The organism is Dorea ammoniilytica (assembly GCF_025567415.1).
Classification (GTDB): domain Bacteria; phylum Bacillota; class Clostridia; order Lachnospirales; family Lachnospiraceae; genus Claveliimonas; species Claveliimonas ammoniilytica.
Map to the genome: position 1 here is coordinate 179,210 of NZ_JAOQJV010000001.1, position 15,076 is coordinate 194,285.

The window sequence follows — 15,076 nt, forward strand, 5'->3', positions numbered from 1 at the left end:
GAGAGGTATTAATGATTAAAAATGTGATATTTGACGTGGGTCGTGTATTGGCGGCCTACGATTATCAGAGCTATCTGAATCGTAAAAATTATAGTGAGGAAGAACAGCAGATTATTAAAAAAGCCATGTTTGAGAGTCAGACATGGCTTTTGGCAGATCGCGGCGAGGTACCGGAAGGGAAACTCCTGGAATTGTTTGTAAATAATGATCCAGATCATGAAGAACTGATTCGGGATGCTTATGAGTATATGGAGGAAGTGATTTGGTTATTTCCGTATACTATGCAGTGGGTTAAGGATCTCAAAGAGCAAGAGTACAAGATCTATGTGTTGTCTAATTATGGAGAGGAATTACTTACGCGGACAAAAAGTAAACTTGAATTTCTTCCATATATGGACGGAGTTGTATTTTCATATGAGAGTCATTTTCTGAAACCGGAGGCAGACAGCTATCATTATCTGTGCCGCAAATATAATATCTGTCCGGCAGACAGTGTATTCTTAGATGACCGTCCGGAAAATGTGGAAGGTGCCAGAGCATACGGCATACATGGCATTTTATTTGAAAGCTATGGACAGGCAGATCAGAAACTAAAGGAATTGATTCGTTTGTATGAGGAAGATGACCGCATGTCATATTGTATAGAGTAATCTTGCATAAACTCTGCTTCTAAATGTCCCATTTTCTGCATATACTCTAACAGCACATACGGAGAGGGGCAGAAAGCAGATGGATGCGAATCATTTATACAAGGACATACAGGCAAGGACGAATGGTGAGATCTACATAGGAGTGGTGGGACCGGTACGCACCGGCAAATCCACCTTTATCAAGAGATTTATGGAGATTCTTGTGCTGCCGCATATGACAGATGAACCGGATAAGGCGAGAACCAGAGATGAACTTCCGCAATCAGCGTCGGGGAAGACGATTATGACTACAGAACCCAAATTCATCCCTAAGGAGGCGGCAGAGATCCGTTTGATGGATGATGTGGCGGTGAAGGTGCGGTTAATTGATTGTGTAGGTTATATGGTGGATGGCGCTTCCGGACATATTGAAGAAGGGGAAGAACGTCAGGTAAAGACGCCCTGGTTTGATCAGGAGATTCCGTTTACCAAGGCAGCCAGCATTGGTACTCGTAAGGTGATCCATGAACATGCGACAATAGGTGTTGTGGTAACAACCGACGGAAGCATCGGCGAACTGGGGAGAGAACAGTACCTGGAAGCAGAAGAGAAGACAATTCGGGAACTGCAGAGTATCGGGAAACCATTTGTGGTGGTAGTGAATTCAGAGAAACCTTACAGTCCGGAAGCAAGGAAGATTGCGGAAGAAATTGAAAAGACCTGGCAGGTACATGCAATTCCGGTTAACTGCGAGCAATTGAAAGAAGAGGATATTCAGAGGATACTGGAAGCAGTACTTGCTACATTTCCGGTATCTGAGATTGCGTTTTATATTCCCAAATGGGTGGAAATGCTGCCGATGGATCATAAAATCCGGCAGGATATGACGACACATATCCGCAATCTGATGGATCAGGTTGGTGAAATGGGTGATGCATCTACAGGAATCAGCAAACCTGACAGTCCGTACATTACTGATCTTAGGGTAGAGAAGATTGCCATGGACAGCGGACAGATCCAGATTCGGATTGATGTAGACGAAGCATTTTATTATGAGATGCTCAGTGAAATGACAGGATCACAGATTGACGGAGAATACAGTCTGATCGCAGAATTGAAAGAATTGTCAAAGCTTAAAAACGAGTATGAGAGCGTGCGCGATGCATTTACCAGTGTGAAAATGAAAGGCTATGGCGTAGTCAGCCCGACCAGAGATGAAATAACACTGGATGAACCGGTGGTCATCCGTCAAGGCAATAAATACGGCGTGAAGATTCATTCGTCGGCACCGTCAATTCATCTGATCAGGGCAAATATTGAGACGGAGATCGCACCGATTGTAGGAGATGAAAAGCAGGCAGAGGACCTGATCACTTATATTCATCAGATGGCGAGTGAGGAAGATGGTATTTGGAATACCAATATCTTTGGTAAATCGGTGGAAGATCTGGTGATGGATGGTATGCGGAATAAAATGGCAGTGATCAATGATGAGAGCCAGACCAAGCTGCAGGATACGATGCAGAAGATTGTCAATGACAGTAATGGCGGACTGGTGTGTATAATTATCTGAAATTCGGGTTGCTTTTTTAAAGCGTAGGTGTATAATAAACACAGAAAAAGATGACAAAGATGTCAGAATCGTACGGATAGTGCGTATTCTGGCATCTTTTTTGCGCAAAGAGCGTTTTAAAAGTGGCTCTGAAGAAAAGAAAAAGGAGAAGAGGTTATGAAAGAATTTTCGTTTAAGGTACCGCAGAATATTGTATTTGGGGAGGGAAGCATCCGTAAGCTTCCGGAACTTCTGAAGGAAAGCGGCTGTACAAATGTATTGATCATTTCCGGCCCGCGTCTTCGAAAGATGGGAAAGGTAGATGAAGTCGCAGGATACGTAAAAGAATCAGGAATTGGCTGTGATATGTTCACTGATGTAGAAGGTAATCCGTCCGTAGATACTGTAGATAAGGCAGCAGCAAAATATCGTGAAATGAAAGCAGATGGAATCGTGGCATTCGGTGGTGGAAGTCCGATGGATGTGGCTAAGGCTGTAGTTCTTGTGGCGAAATATGGCGGCTCTATCACAGAATACGAAGGCGGCGATAAAGTACCTGGACCGGTAGATACGATTATTGCTATTCCGACTACTGCAGGAACAGGAAGTGAAGTGACAACATTCTCTGTAATTACAGATCATACCAGAAATTATAAACTGTCTGTATTCAGTTTTGATCTGCTTCCAAAATATGCGATCCTGGATCCGGAACTTCTTACATCTATGCCGGCATCTGTTGCTGCATCCTGTGGAATTGATGCGATGATCCATGCACTGGAGTCTTATTTGTCAAGAGCAGCATCTCCGTTCTCAGATGCGATGGCAGAAAAGGCACTGGAACTGATCGGAGGAAATATCAGACGTTTTGTTGCTAACAGAGAAGACATTGAGGCAGCAAGTGCAATGTTGACAGGAAGTATGTTCGCAGGAATTGCATTTTCGTGGGCAAGACTGGGAAATGTACATGCTATGTCTCACCCGGTCAGTGCATTTTTTGATGTGCCGCATGGGGTTGCGAACGCCATTTTGCTGCCGGTTATCGTAGAGTACAATGAATTGGCTGATCAGGGACGTTACGCAAAGTTATATCAGTTCATTTCAGAAGATCATAAGATTCCGGAAGACTTCCATGCTTCTATGCTGACAGAAGAAATCCTCAGGCTGAACAAATCTCTTGGTATTCCTGCAGGTCTTGCTGAGGCAGGCGTGACAGAAGACAAGATTCCGGAAATGGCTGCAGATGCCATGAAGAGTGGTAATATTCTTGTTAATCCACGTCAGAGTACATTAAAAGATATTGAAATGCTCTATCACAAAGCAATGTAAGATATTGCGCGTGTAAGGTGATATGCGTGTGGCAGATGGTAAAATGTGAGAATGCTGTGATGTGGTGAAAAGCTTGCAAATACAGTGAATAGTTGTTATTATTATGGATAGGAACAAATGAAGATATTTGGAGGTACATCATGAGAGTTGCAGTTATTACGGCAAGTACGCCGATTTACAGAGGACAGGAAGAGGATGCCAGCGGCAAGGTGATCCGCCATATTTTAGAGGAAGCCGGACACGATATCGTATTTCAAAAAGCACTTCCATGTGACAAGACTGTACTTTCTACAGTAATGCAGAGAATGGTAGATGGAGAACTTGCAGATCTGATCCTTACAACAGGAGGAGCAGGATGCGCAGCCGGTGATTGTATGCCGGAAGCTACCATGGAGATTGTGGACAGACCGGTACCGGGTATTCCGGAGGCTATGCGTGCATATACATCTCAGATGACAAAACGTGCAATGCTGAACAGAAGCGCAGCAGGTATCAGAGGAAATGTACTGATTGTGAATCTTCCGGGTAAGCCAGGGGCAGCAAAGCATTGTCTGGAGTATATTCTTCCGGAGATCACACATGCAGTTAAGCTGATCCAGAAGCAGGTATAAGTGGGAGAGACTACATATGAACGTTACCTATATACAGCACAGTGGATTTTCCGTTGATTTTGCAGATATGATGCTTGTGTTTGATTACTGGACGGGAGAGATTACGATTCCGGAGGACAAGCCGGTTTATGTATTTGTAAGTCACGCACATCATGATCATTTTAATGAAGAGATCTTTGAGTGGGAAAGAAGCGGTGTGGATATTCGTTACATTCTGTCGGATGATACCAATGCAGATCCGGCAGAGAACCGGATCTTGTTAGGTCCGGATGAGTTCTGTGACCTGGGTAATATAAAGATAAAGACGCTTCGCTCTACGGATGAGGGCGTAGCGTTCTTTGTTTCTATACAGACATCAGAATCAGCCCGAGAGGTTCATATCTATCATGCAGGGGATCTGAACTGGTGGCATTGGGAAGAAGAGGGCACAGAGTATAATCAGCAGATGAAAGAAGATTATCAGAATGCCCTGCGGTTAATGGAAGGGGAACATGTTGACGTGGCGTTTGTCCTGGTAGATCCAAGACTCGAGGATGCATATTACTGGGGAATTGACTGGTATATGCGCCACACGGATACGGAACGAGTGTATCCGATGCATATGTGGGGGCAGTATGAGATCCAGGATCGTCTGCTGCATCAGCCGGAGACAGCACCATATCGTGAACGGATTGTGAAAGTGATGGCATCATGATATTGGATGAATCAGCAGATGATGCAACGGATTATAAAAGCGAGAGGTTAAAGTAATGAAAGTTAAGATTTATACAGATGGAGCGGCACGGGGGAATCCGGATGGTCCAGGAGGGTATGGTACCGTTCTGGAGTATGTGGATACAAAGGGAGAACTCCATACCAGGGAACTGTCCCAGGGATATATTAAGACGACCAATAACAGAATGGAACTTATGGCAGTCATTGCGGGGTTTGAAGCTTTAAACCGTCCATGTGAGATTGAACTATATTCAGATTCCCAGTATGTGGTAAATGCATTTAATCAGCACTGGATTGACGGATGGATCAAAAAGGGCTGGAAACGTGGTAAGAATGAACCGGTGAAGAATGTAGATCTCTGGAAGAGATTGCTGCAGGCAAAAGAACCGCACAGGGTGACATTTAACTGGGTCAAAGGCCATGCAGGACATCCGCAGAATGAGCGATGCGATGAGCTCGCTACAACAGCGGCAGATGGCAAGGATCTGATTGCAGATGAAGGAATCTAATCTTGCATGGAAACGTAAGATGTGATAAAATGAAGAACCGTGAGATTCAAGTATGACAAGTAATCGCGGCTGCGAATGCCGAAAGGCTGCAGGTGAGGAAAGTCCGGGCTTCACAGGGCAGGATGCCGGATAACGTCCGGTGGAGGCGACTCCAAGGCCAGTGCAACAGAAATATACCGCCTGATCTTTGGATCAGGTAAGGGTGGAAAGGCAGCGTAAGAGACTACCGCCCTGCTGGTAACAGCAGGGGCACATGTAAACCCCATCCGAAGCAAGACCGAAAAGAGAAGATACGGCGGCCCGTCGGTTCTCAGGTAGGTTGCTTGAACCTGTTGGCAACGGCAGGTCTAGATAGATGATTACTCAACGACATAACCCGGCTTATCGTTGTGCTTGAACCCACTTGAATGAAAAAAGATTGCGCATTTCGCGCAATCTTTTTAGTTACATTGGGTCAGCCCCGGCCTTTATTTTGCTTTTATTTTCTTAGAACGGAGACGACCGTCATACTTTTCTTCGCAGTATTTACAACGATAAGTTTCCGTCTCAGGATCTGTCAGCACAAAAATATGAGACAGTCCATGTTCGATGGAAGTAATACATCTCGGATTCTTGCAGCGGATCACATTGCAGATCTGTTTAGGCAGATGCAGAGCTTTTTTCTCAACAATCTTCTGATCTTTGATGATGTTGACTGTAATATTGTGATCAATGAAGCCAAGGATATCAAGATCCATAAAGTCAATCGGGCATTCGATCTTCATAATGTCTTTTTTACCCATTTTACCGCTTCGTGCATTCTTAATAATAGCAACACAGCAGTCTAATTTGTCCAGATTCAGATATTTATAAATTTCCATGCTTTTACCGGCCTCAATATGATCCAGTACGAAACCTTCCGAGATACGACCGACGCTTAATGTATTTTCTACCATAATGAGCCTCCTATACTTCAATATTTAACAGTGTCAGAATCAGAGCCATACGTGCATACACACCGTATTGAACCTGTTTGAAATATGCAGCACGCGGATCTTTGTCTACCTCAACTGCAATTTCATTAACACGAGGAAGCGGATGGAGAACTAGCATATCTGATTTGGCAAGTTCCATCTTCTGGGCATCCAGAATGTAGAAGTCTTTCATACGTACATAATCTTCCTCATTGAAGAAACGCTCCTTCTGTACGCGGGTCATATAGAGAAGATCCAGTTCCGGCAGTGCGTCTTCCATGCGGACTACTTCTTCATATGGAATGTTGTTCTTATCCAGTACATCCTGGCGCATGTAACTTGGAAGACGAAGTTCTTCCGGAGAAATAAGGACGAATTCGATTCCCGGATAGCGCACCAGTGCATGGATCAGTGAATGTACGGTACGTCCAAATTTCAAGTCGCCGCAGAGACCGATCTTCATGTGGTTCAGTCTGCCTTTCAGAGAGCGGATTGTCATAAGGTCTGTCAGCGTCTGGGTAGGATGCTGATGACCACCGTCTCCGGCATTGATTACAGGAATGGAAGAATATTCACTGGCTACGAGCGCTGCACCTTCCTTAGGATGACGCATTGCACAGATGTCGGCGAAGCAGCTGATCATGCGAATCGTATCGGCTACCGTCTCGCCCTTTGTAGCAGAGCTTGATGCGGCAGAAGAAAAGCCAAGTACGCTGCCTCCCAGATTCAGCATTGCTGCTTCATGACTGAGGCGAGTGCGGGTGCTCGGCTCGTAAAATAAGGTAGCTAACTTCTTACCTTCACATGCATGTGCGTATTTGTCTGGATGTGCCTCAATATCACCGGCAAGATCCAATAATTTGTCAATTTCTTCCACTGTGAAATCCAGCGGACTCATCAAATGTCTCATAATAACCTCCTTGGTAAAATAAAAAAAGAAGTCCTTCGGGAAAGTATCTGTGTGCGGTTAGCCTCCTTCCTGAACAACTTCTTGCATTTAATGATCTCTAGTTCGTTAATATAATATACTAATCCAGATCAATTTTCAATGAAAAGATATATATTTTTTAAAAGGCGTCGTCTGGATTTTGAAAAAAAGCTGTTGTATAATAGTCGATAGTATGTGTTTATCACACGAGATAATAAAGTTTCAAGAACTTTGAATAAGTAGGATAAAGGAGAACGATATGAGATCGTTAGAGGAACTGAGAAATGAACTGGATCGTATTGATCCACAGATCATACAGCTGTACGAAGAAAGAATGTCGGTCTGCGAAGAAGTAGGCGAGATTAAGATAGAAGAAGGAAGGAAGGTCTTCGACCGGAACCGGGAGCAACAGAAGTTAGCGCAGGTGACAAGGGAGGCTAAGGATCCATTTTATAAAAAAGGACTGACCGAGCTGTTTGAACAGCTGATGAGTCAGAGCCGAAAGTTACAGTATCAGTTGCTGACCAAGAAGGGAGCGCTCGGAAGACTTCCATTTATCGGAGTGGAAGAGTTGGATTGGAAGAATTCCCGAGTGGTATTCCAGGGGACAGATGGAGCATATTCACAGGCTGCCATGCATAAGTTCTTTTCCAAGGATGTGAACAGTTTTCATGTGCAGACATTCCGGGATGCCATGGAAGCAATCGAGGAAGGATCTGCAGATTTTGCAGTTCTTCCGATTGAAAATTCATCTGCGGGTATGGTCAGTGAGATGTATGACCTGCTGGAGGAATTTGAAAATTATATCGTTGGTGAAGTGATCCTGCCGATCAATCATTATCTGGTGGGTACAGAGAATACGACACTGGAAAGCATCGAGCGTGTGTATTCACATCCGCAGGCACTGATGCAGTGCTCCAAATTCCTGGACCGTCATGGAAGTTGGCAGCAGATTGGTGCAGCCAATACAGCAGTAGCAGCAAAGAAAATCCTGAATGAAAATGATCCGACACAGGCGGCAATCTGCAGTGAACACGCAGCGGAGATCTACGGACTTAAGATTCTGGAAGAGAAGATCAATCACAATCACAACAATTCTACCAGATTTATTGTGGTAACCAATCAGAAGATTTTTCTGAAGAAGGCACAGAAGATCAGTATCTGCTTTGAAGTGGCTCACGAAAGCGGATCTCTGTATCATCTATTGTCCCATTTTATTTATAATGATCTGAACATGACCAAGATTGAGTCACGTCCGATCGAGGGAAAGACATGGGAATATCGTTTCTTTGTAGATTTTGAAGGGAATATGGGTGACGCGGCAGTCAAGAATGCGATCCGCGGACTGCGGGAAGAGTCTAAGAGTTTGAAGATACTTGGCAACTATTAGAGAAAGTATAGAAAGAAGTGTAGAATATGAGAGTAAATGAACTGATGTTGTATCGCCATATGGAGCAAGGACAGGTACTGAATGATATGGCTTTCCTGATGGAAAACTATGACAATGAATATTATAATAAAGAGGACTTAAGAGGTCTGTTATTTGACAGTGTGAATGAGATCCTGGAGCTTGCCGTAAGCCACGGACTTACCGGTAATCTTTGGCATGATTATCTGACGTTTCTTCTGGCAAGTGATGAGAATGCCTACAGCACTTCCTGTGAGATCGTAGGAGCGATTGACGGAAGTATGAATCAGGTAGCAATGCATGACTTTGCGATTTTTAAGGAACTGTATGATTATGATTTTACAGAACTTGAAAAAGCTCTTGGCGTGGACTGTATGTCTATGCTGAAGGGATTTAAAGCAGATGGTGCACATGGCAGCGTATTTAACAAGCGAATCCGTGACCGTATCTGTGAATTGAGTATTCATCTGGCAGAGTCAGAGAATATCGAGGAATTTAAGGCAGTTCTTACCCAGTTTTATAAAGAATTCGGTGTGGGTAAATTCGGTCTGCACAAAGCATTCCGTATTGAACATACAGAACTTGGTGCTGAGATCGTACCGATCACTAAGATCGCACATGTACATCTGGATGATCTGGTGGGCTATGAGATGGCAAAGAAGAAGCTGATCGAGAATACAGAGGCATTTGTGAAAGGTAAGAAAGCCAATAACTGCCTGCTGTTTGGAGATGCTGGAACAGGCAAATCCACTTCCATTAAGGCAATCCTGAATCAGTATTATGATCAGGGACTGCGTATGATCGAAGTCTATAAGCATCAGTTCCAGGATTTGAATGATGTGATTGCTCAGATCAAGAACCGTAATTATAAGTTCATTATCTATATGGACGACCTGTCATTTGAAGAATTTGAGATTGAGTATAAATATCTAAAAGCCGTAATCGAAGGCGGATTGGAGAAGAAGCCGGACAATGTGTTGATCTATGCGACATCTAACCGCAGACATCTGATCAAAGAGACATTCAAGGACAAGGAAGACAGAGACGAAGAACTGCACACCAATGACACCGTACAGGAGAAGCTGTCGCTGGTAGCAAGATTCGGCGTGACGATCTTCTTTGGCAAACCGGATAAAAAGCAGTTCCAGGAGATCGTGCGTCAGCTTGCGTCAAGAACAGAGCTTGAGATTACAGAAGGAGAACTGATGTTAGAAGCCAATAAATGGGAACTGTCACATGGCGGTATGTCCGGAAGGGCAGCACAACAGTTCGTGGATTATCTGTTGGGAACAAGGTTATAAAAATTAATATTAAGAAGGTGCAGACAAGATGAGTTACATAGCAAGAGAAGATGCAGTTCAGTTATTAAAGAAATACAACAAAGATCCGTTTCATATCCAACATGCATATACTGTTGAAGCAGTTATGAAATGGTATGCAAATGAATTAGGATATGGTGATGATGCGGAATACTGGGGAATCGTGGGACTTCTGCATGATATTGATTTTGAATTATATCCGGAGGAACATTGCCTGAAAGCGCCTGAACTGTTGAGAGAAGCCGGTGTGGGCGAGGATATTATCCACAGTGTAGTATCGCACGGATATGGAATTACAGTTGGGTGTGGTACAACAATTGATATAGAGCCTGTACATGAGATGGAAAAAGTATTATTCGCAGCAGATGAATTGACCGGACTAATCTGGGCGGCAGCATTAATGCGTCCGTCTAAGAGCACTAAAGATATGGAATTAAAGTCTCTGAAGAAAAAATATAAGAGCAAAGGATTTGCCGCAGGATGTTCAAGAGAAGTGATACAACGTGGCGCAGATCAGCTTGGATGGGAACTTGAAAAGCTTTTGACAATGACGCTGGAGGCAATGAAAGCCAGCGAGGATCTGATTAACGCGGAATGTGCGCAACAGCAGTGATTGCCAATAAGGCAACGCCAAAAGCATTGAATAGAATGACGGGTGTGATCCTTGTGGTACTTGGAATTGTGATTATGCTGTTCAATGTTCTGACGTAATAGAATTATACAAAGACAAAATGAAGCAGGAGCATGTAACATATCGTGCCTCCTGCGATGGATATCAGCATGTTGCGTTTCCAACAATGAAGCACGCCTGTGACGAGGATAGCGATTCCTTCCGGGAGTCCGTGGGTTCCGTGGAACAGACTTACATTCTTCAGACAATAGATAACGAGCATGCCGAATACGGCTGATGGGAGGAATTTTCCGAGATATTGTACAAACTCGGGAGTCCTCCTTTTTTCATTAAATATGATAAATGGCAAAAAGCGGGTAGCCATGGTTCCCAGTACACACATAGCAATGGTGATAATCTGTTGTGTGAGTGTCATGGTGAATCCTCCTGTTCTTTCTTATCGAGTCGCGGCTTTAACAGTGCCAGCAGCACAACGATCAGAATCATAGTTGGGATAAGAAATGCGTCAGCACCGAAGCAAATCAGACAAATAACGGAAATCAGTAGCCCAAGAATGGAGGCTGTGTGATTCGTTTCTTTCATCCATTGCTCCAGAAAGATTACAACAAACATGGTCCAGAGAACCACCATAGATCAGCAGACTCATGAACATCGGATATAAAAATGAAAAGCCGGAAGCATTGGCGTAAATGCTATATGCCATGCCTAAGAACCAGAATCCGGTAAAGATCGGGAGAGTATAGGGAAATGCGGCTTTTAAAGCTTTGTATCTCATAGCTAAGTCTCCTTCACATTATGATTCCAGCAGAGTCAGTCCTGAGATGTCTGAGTCGATGACCAGCGAATAGTTGGTGTGATAGATGACGAAGCCCGGTCTGGCACCGTTTACTTTTTTTACATGTTTCTTTTCGATATAATCAATCTCGACCTTATCATTACCGCGATTCTTGGAGTAGTAGGCCGCAAGCTTTCCGGCTTCTTCAAATACTCGGTCAGGCATCTCGCCGTCCTGAGATTTGACGATGACGTGGGAACCAGGCGTGCCCTTGGCATGGAACCACCAGTCTCCACCATTGGCAAAATGGAAAGTCAGTTCTTCGTTTTGAAAATTATTTTTTCCTACATAAATATGATAGCCGTCGCTGGACAGATAGTGGAATGGCTGGCTCTTAAGCTTTACTTTTCTCTTCGTGAATTTACGGCGTATATATCCACTCTGGGTCAGTTCCTCCTTAATCTGTGCCAGGTCATCCTCACTAAGTGCGATATCTAAGGCATTGTTGACAGATTCCAGATATAGAATGTCGTCTTGCGTTTCTTTGATAAATTCGCTCAGTGCCTCGTAAGTACGTTTTAATTTATTATAACGTGCAAAGTAACGCTGTGAATTCTCCTGTGCTGTCTTATTCGGATCCAACGGTATCTTGACGAGATTATTATTATCGTAGTAATTCTCTGCTTCCAATACTTTGGCATCTGGTTCCAGATTGTAACCGTAGACATTGATCAGTTCACCGTAGATCTTATATTTTTCGCGGCCTTCGGTATCACGGAGCTGTCTGGACTGGAGATCGTATTTCTTGCGGGCACGTTCCAGTGCGGTCTGTACGATCCGGCGCAGATCGGAAGACTTCTGGCGGATACGAGTGATCAGATTCTTCTCTGCATAATAGCCGACCAGGAGCTTAGAGACGGAATCGAAGCAGGTCTTAGTATAGGCGCTGTAATGAGATAGCGGCAGGCAGGAAAAATCTTTTGGATTGCCATTATCATAATAAATGACTGGCTGAAATTGTCCTTCACGCACCTGATCCATATAGATTTCGAACTGATTGTACAGATGGTGCATGATATCATCTGACAGATCAGAGGCAGTCATCGAGGAATCAATGCCGGATATGGTACAGATTTCCTCTGCTACAACAGGGCTGATGCCCGTAAAACCAGAGTAAAGTGCCTTGCTAATCGGCATTGGTTTGGAACGGAGCATTTCAGCAAATGCTTCTGGGTCTGCACTCAGCGGATCCAGCTTATGCATGGTGTCCGGGATAAAGTAATCTCTGCCCGGAAGTACCTCTCTGACAGAGCTCATCTGCGCAGATACATGCTTGATGCTGTCCAGGATCCGCCCGGACTCATCGCAGAAAATGATATTGCTGTGCTTGCCCATGATCTCAACGATCAGTGTCTTCTGGCGGATATCACCGAGCTCATCCAGATGCTCAAGCTGAATGTTGATTATACGCTCTAAGCGCGGTTGTGAGATGCCGACAATGCGTGCATTGCCCACATGTTTTCTGAGCAGCATACAAAAATTCGGTGCCGTCATAGGGCTTGGTTTATTTTCATCAGTCAGATAGACAAGTGGGAGAGAAGCACTTGCGGAAATATATAAGCGTCTCTGTCCCTGTGGGGTCTTGATCGTGATTAGAAGTTCATCGGATTCCGGCTGTGCAATCTTGCTGATGCGTCCGCCGTCCAGTGTATTTTTCAGTTCCTGCGTTAACGCAGCAACGGTAATTCCATCGAATGCCATAATAAGTAGTCCTTTCATTTATATCTATCCTATGATAACACAGATTTGTTGACGGAACAAATAAAATGCTTTATAATGCTACATGGAAAACTGGGACTGCATCACAGGAGAATGGACAGACAGTCCTGATTTTTAATAATGAAAGGTAAGAGAATATTATGATTAAGAGTATGACGGGTTTCGGACGCTGTGAAGTGTCAGAGGGCGACCGTAAATTCACGGTAGAAATGAAAGGTGTTAATCACCGTTATCTGGATGCGAATATCCGTATGCCAAAGAAGCTGAATTTCTTTGACAGTGCAATCCGCACCGTATTGAAGCAGTATGTGACCAGAGGAAAGGTCGATATCTTTATTACATATGAAGATCTTACAGAGAATCAGGTAGCCCTGAAGTACAACGAGTCTCTGGCGAAGGAATATCTGGACGCATTTAAAAAAATGGAAGAGACCTTTGGCCTGGAGAATGATATCCGTGTATCTACCGTATCCAGATGTCCGGAGGTTCTTAGGATGGAAGAACAGTCTGCGGATGAGGATGAGCTGTGGAAAGGATTGAAGAAGGCACTGGAAGGTGCACTGAAGCAGTTTGTAGAGACCAGAGGTATTGAGGGTGAGAATCTGAAGAATGATATCATTGCCAAGTTAGACGGTATGTCTGAGAAAGTGGCATGCATTGAAGTTCGTTCACCGGAGATTGTGGCAGAGTATCGTGCCAAGTTAGAGGAAAAGGTCAAAGAACTTCTTGCTGATACCCAGATGGACGAAGGACGTATTGCGGCAGAGGTTGTAATCTTCGCAGATAAGATCTGTACCGATGAGGAAGTGGTACGTCTGAAAAGCCACATTGCTCATATGAAGGAGACATTTGCAACAGAAGAAAATGGAATCGGCCGCAAGCTTGACTTTATTGCACAGGAGATGAACCGTGAGGCGAATACAATCCTGTCTAAGGCTAATGATATCGAAGTATCGAACTACGCAATCGACTTGAAGACAGAGATTGAGAAAGTACGTGAACAGATTCAGAATATCGAATAAGGAGACCGGTTATGAATACACATGGAATATTAATCGTTGTTTCCGGTTTCTCAGGTTCCGGAAAAGGAACGATCATGAAAGAACTTCTGAAAAGATATGACAACTATGCCCTGTCCATTTCAGCAACTACCAGAGCTCCAAGAGAAGGCGAGACAGACGGTCGGGAATATTTTTTCAAAACCAGGGAAGAATTTGAAAAAATGATTGCGAAAGAAGAATTGATAGAGTATGCTGAGTATGTGAATAATTACTATGGGACACCAAGAGCTTATGTGGAGGAACAGCTTACAGCGGGTAAGGATGTCATTCTTGAGATTGAGATCCAGGGTGCGTTGAAAGTTAAGAAAAAGTTCCCGGATACATTGCTCTTATTTGTGACTCCGCCGTCAGCAGAAGAGCTTAGAAAGCGGTTGATCGGACGTGGTACAGAGACCATGGAAGTTATAGAACAGCGGATGCAGAGAGCCATCGAAGAATCCGATGGGATGGAATCGTATGATTATTATGTGATCAATGATGATCTGGATACCTGTGTAGATGAAGTGCATCGGATCATTCAGGCAGAGCACAATCGCAGTACGAGAAATCATGCATTTGCAGACAAGATTAAGAGAGATTTGAAAGGAGAATAATGATATGTTACATCCATCTTATACAGATTTGATGAAAGAAGTGAACAAAGGAGCAGAAGACGGTGAGACAAGAGTAGTCAGCAGCCGTTATTCTATCGTGATGGCTACATCGAAGAGAGCCAGACAGCTGATCGATGGAGCGCTTCCATTAGTAGATACCAAGCCTGGTGACAAGCCGCTGTCTATCGCAGTTGATGAGTTGAACAGTGGTAAAATCACTATCATCGGTGAGGAAGAAGACGCCGAATAATTAAGGAACAAGAGGCAGGTGCCGGATGGTATCTGCCT

At 44.0% G+C, this 15,076-nt stretch carries 18 protein-coding genes, 1 other RNA gene and 1 pseudogene; 14 read left to right on the forward strand and 6 right to left on the reverse strand.

Annotation, left to right across the window (positions count from 1 at the left end):
* Window positions 1-11 precede the first annotated feature (11 nt).
* From OCV65_RS00845 to rnpB, 7 genes are all read left to right on the forward strand, one after another.
* Window positions 12-650 (forward strand): HAD family hydrolase, encoded by a 639-nt coding sequence (locus OCV65_RS00845; protein ID WP_262580591.1) that lies wholly within the window; start codon window positions 12-14, stop codon window positions 648-650.
* Window positions 651-729: 79 nt separating this feature from the next.
* Complete coding sequence (gene spoIVA, locus OCV65_RS00850) at window positions 730-2,202, forward strand: stage IV sporulation protein A (RefSeq protein ID WP_262580592.1); 1,473 nt, start codon at window positions 730-732, stop codon at window positions 2,200-2,202.
* A gap of 156 nt (window positions 2,203-2,358) precedes the next feature.
* Window positions 2,359-3,507 (forward strand): iron-containing alcohol dehydrogenase family protein, encoded by a 1,149-nt coding sequence (locus OCV65_RS00855; RefSeq protein ID WP_262580593.1) that lies wholly within the window; start codon window positions 2,359-2,361, stop codon window positions 3,505-3,507.
* Window positions 3,508-3,647: 140 nt separating this feature from the next.
* On the forward strand, window positions 3,648-4,118 hold the full coding sequence (locus OCV65_RS00860) for a MogA/MoaB family molybdenum cofactor biosynthesis protein (protein WP_118382633.1): 471 nt from the start codon (window positions 3,648-3,650) through the stop codon (window positions 4,116-4,118).
* A 16-nt stretch (window positions 4,119-4,134) separates the two neighbouring features.
* Complete coding sequence (locus tag OCV65_RS00865; RefSeq protein ID WP_262580594.1) at window positions 4,135-4,812, forward strand: MBL fold metallo-hydrolase; 678 nt, start codon at window positions 4,135-4,137, stop codon at window positions 4,810-4,812.
* Window positions 4,813-4,867: 55 nt separating this feature from the next.
* Window positions 4,868-5,341, forward strand: a complete 474-nt coding sequence (rnhA, locus tag OCV65_RS00870) for a ribonuclease HI (RefSeq protein WP_118382635.1) — start codon at window positions 4,868-4,870, stop codon at window positions 5,339-5,341.
* 47 nt (window positions 5,342-5,388) lie between these two features.
* Window positions 5,389-5,741, forward strand: an RNA gene (gene rnpB / locus OCV65_RS00875) — RNase P RNA component class A.
* A gap of 67 nt (window positions 5,742-5,808) precedes the next feature.
* Here rnpB and OCV65_RS00880 read toward each other — a convergent pair.
* Together OCV65_RS00880 and pyrB are read right to left on the reverse strand one after the other, a co-directional pair.
* On the reverse strand, window positions 5,809-6,276 hold the full coding sequence (locus OCV65_RS00880; RefSeq protein WP_118382636.1) for an aspartate carbamoyltransferase regulatory subunit: 468 nt from the start codon (window positions 6,274-6,276) through the stop codon (window positions 5,809-5,811).
* A gap of 10 nt (window positions 6,277-6,286) precedes the next feature.
* A complete protein-coding gene (gene pyrB / locus OCV65_RS00885; RefSeq protein ID WP_262580595.1) occupies window positions 6,287-7,204 on the reverse strand; it encodes an aspartate carbamoyltransferase in 918 nt (305 codons plus the stop codon).
* A 277-nt stretch (window positions 7,205-7,481) separates the two neighbouring features.
* On the opposite strand from pyrB, the gene pheA reads away from it, so the two are divergent.
* From pheA to OCV65_RS13390, 4 genes and pseudogenes are all read left to right on the forward strand, one after another.
* Window positions 7,482-8,612 (forward strand): prephenate dehydratase, encoded by a 1,131-nt coding sequence (gene pheA / locus OCV65_RS00890; protein ID WP_262580596.1) that lies wholly within the window; start codon window positions 7,482-7,484, stop codon window positions 8,610-8,612.
* Window positions 8,613-8,638: 26 nt separating this feature from the next.
* Window positions 8,639-9,931, forward strand: coding sequence for an ATP-binding protein (locus OCV65_RS00895; protein WP_262580597.1), 1,293 nt, complete (start codon window positions 8,639-8,641; stop codon window positions 9,929-9,931).
* Between the two features lie 28 nt (window positions 9,932-9,959).
* Window positions 9,960-10,562, forward strand: coding sequence for a hydrolase (locus OCV65_RS00900; protein WP_262580598.1), 603 nt, complete (start codon window positions 9,960-9,962; stop codon window positions 10,560-10,562).
* Window positions 10,556-10,660: pseudogene (locus tag OCV65_RS13390) on the forward strand (sulfite exporter TauE/SafE family protein); the annotation flags it as partial. The gene OCV65_RS00900 and the pseudogene OCV65_RS13390, both read left to right, overlap by 7 nt.
* A gap of 5 nt (window positions 10,661-10,665) precedes the next feature.
* Here the strand turns inward: OCV65_RS13390 and OCV65_RS00910 are convergent.
* From OCV65_RS00910 to OCV65_RS00920, 4 genes are read right to left on the reverse strand one after another with little or no spacing between them, the layout of a single operon-like run.
* Window positions 10,666-10,995, reverse strand: a complete 330-nt coding sequence (locus tag OCV65_RS00910; protein ID WP_262580599.1) for a branched-chain amino acid transporter permease — start codon at window positions 10,993-10,995, stop codon at window positions 10,666-10,668.
* Window positions 10,992-11,162 carry a hypothetical protein gene (locus OCV65_RS13305; protein WP_317258746.1) on the reverse strand — a complete coding sequence of 57 codons (171 nt, stop codon included), beginning with the start codon at window positions 11,160-11,162 and terminating at the stop codon, window positions 10,992-10,994. The genes OCV65_RS00910 and OCV65_RS13305 overlap by 4 nt, the downstream gene beginning before the upstream one ends.
* Entirely contained in the window at window positions 11,086-11,355 is a 270-nt protein-coding gene (locus OCV65_RS13395) for an AzlC family ABC transporter permease (RefSeq protein WP_317258737.1), read from the reverse strand. The genes OCV65_RS13305 and OCV65_RS13395 overlap by 77 nt, the downstream gene beginning before the upstream one ends.
* An 18-nt stretch (window positions 11,356-11,373) precedes the next feature.
* Window positions 11,374-13,116 carry an Rqc2 family fibronectin-binding protein gene (locus OCV65_RS00920; protein WP_262580771.1) on the reverse strand — a complete coding sequence of 581 codons (1,743 nt, stop codon included), beginning with the start codon at window positions 13,114-13,116 and terminating at the stop codon, window positions 11,374-11,376.
* Between the two features lie 158 nt (window positions 13,117-13,274).
* Here OCV65_RS00920 and OCV65_RS00925 point away from each other — a divergent pair, with 158 nt between their 5' ends.
* Genes OCV65_RS00925 through rpoZ form a run of 3 tightly spaced genes read left to right on the forward strand, consistent with a single transcriptional unit; the run spans window position 13,275 to window position 15,038 of the window.
* Window positions 13,275-14,156, forward strand: a complete 882-nt coding sequence (locus tag OCV65_RS00925) for a YicC/YloC family endoribonuclease (protein ID WP_262580600.1) — start codon at window positions 13,275-13,277, stop codon at window positions 14,154-14,156.
* Window positions 14,157-14,167: 11 nt separating this feature from the next.
* Complete coding sequence (gene gmk / locus OCV65_RS00930) at window positions 14,168-14,788, forward strand: guanylate kinase (protein ID WP_118382643.1); 621 nt, start codon at window positions 14,168-14,170, stop codon at window positions 14,786-14,788.
* Window positions 14,789-14,792: 4 nt separating this feature from the next.
* Entirely contained in the window at window positions 14,793-15,038 is a 246-nt protein-coding gene (rpoZ, locus tag OCV65_RS00935) for a DNA-directed RNA polymerase subunit omega (protein WP_118382644.1), read from the forward strand.
* Window positions 15,039-15,076: the final 38 nt, after the last annotated feature.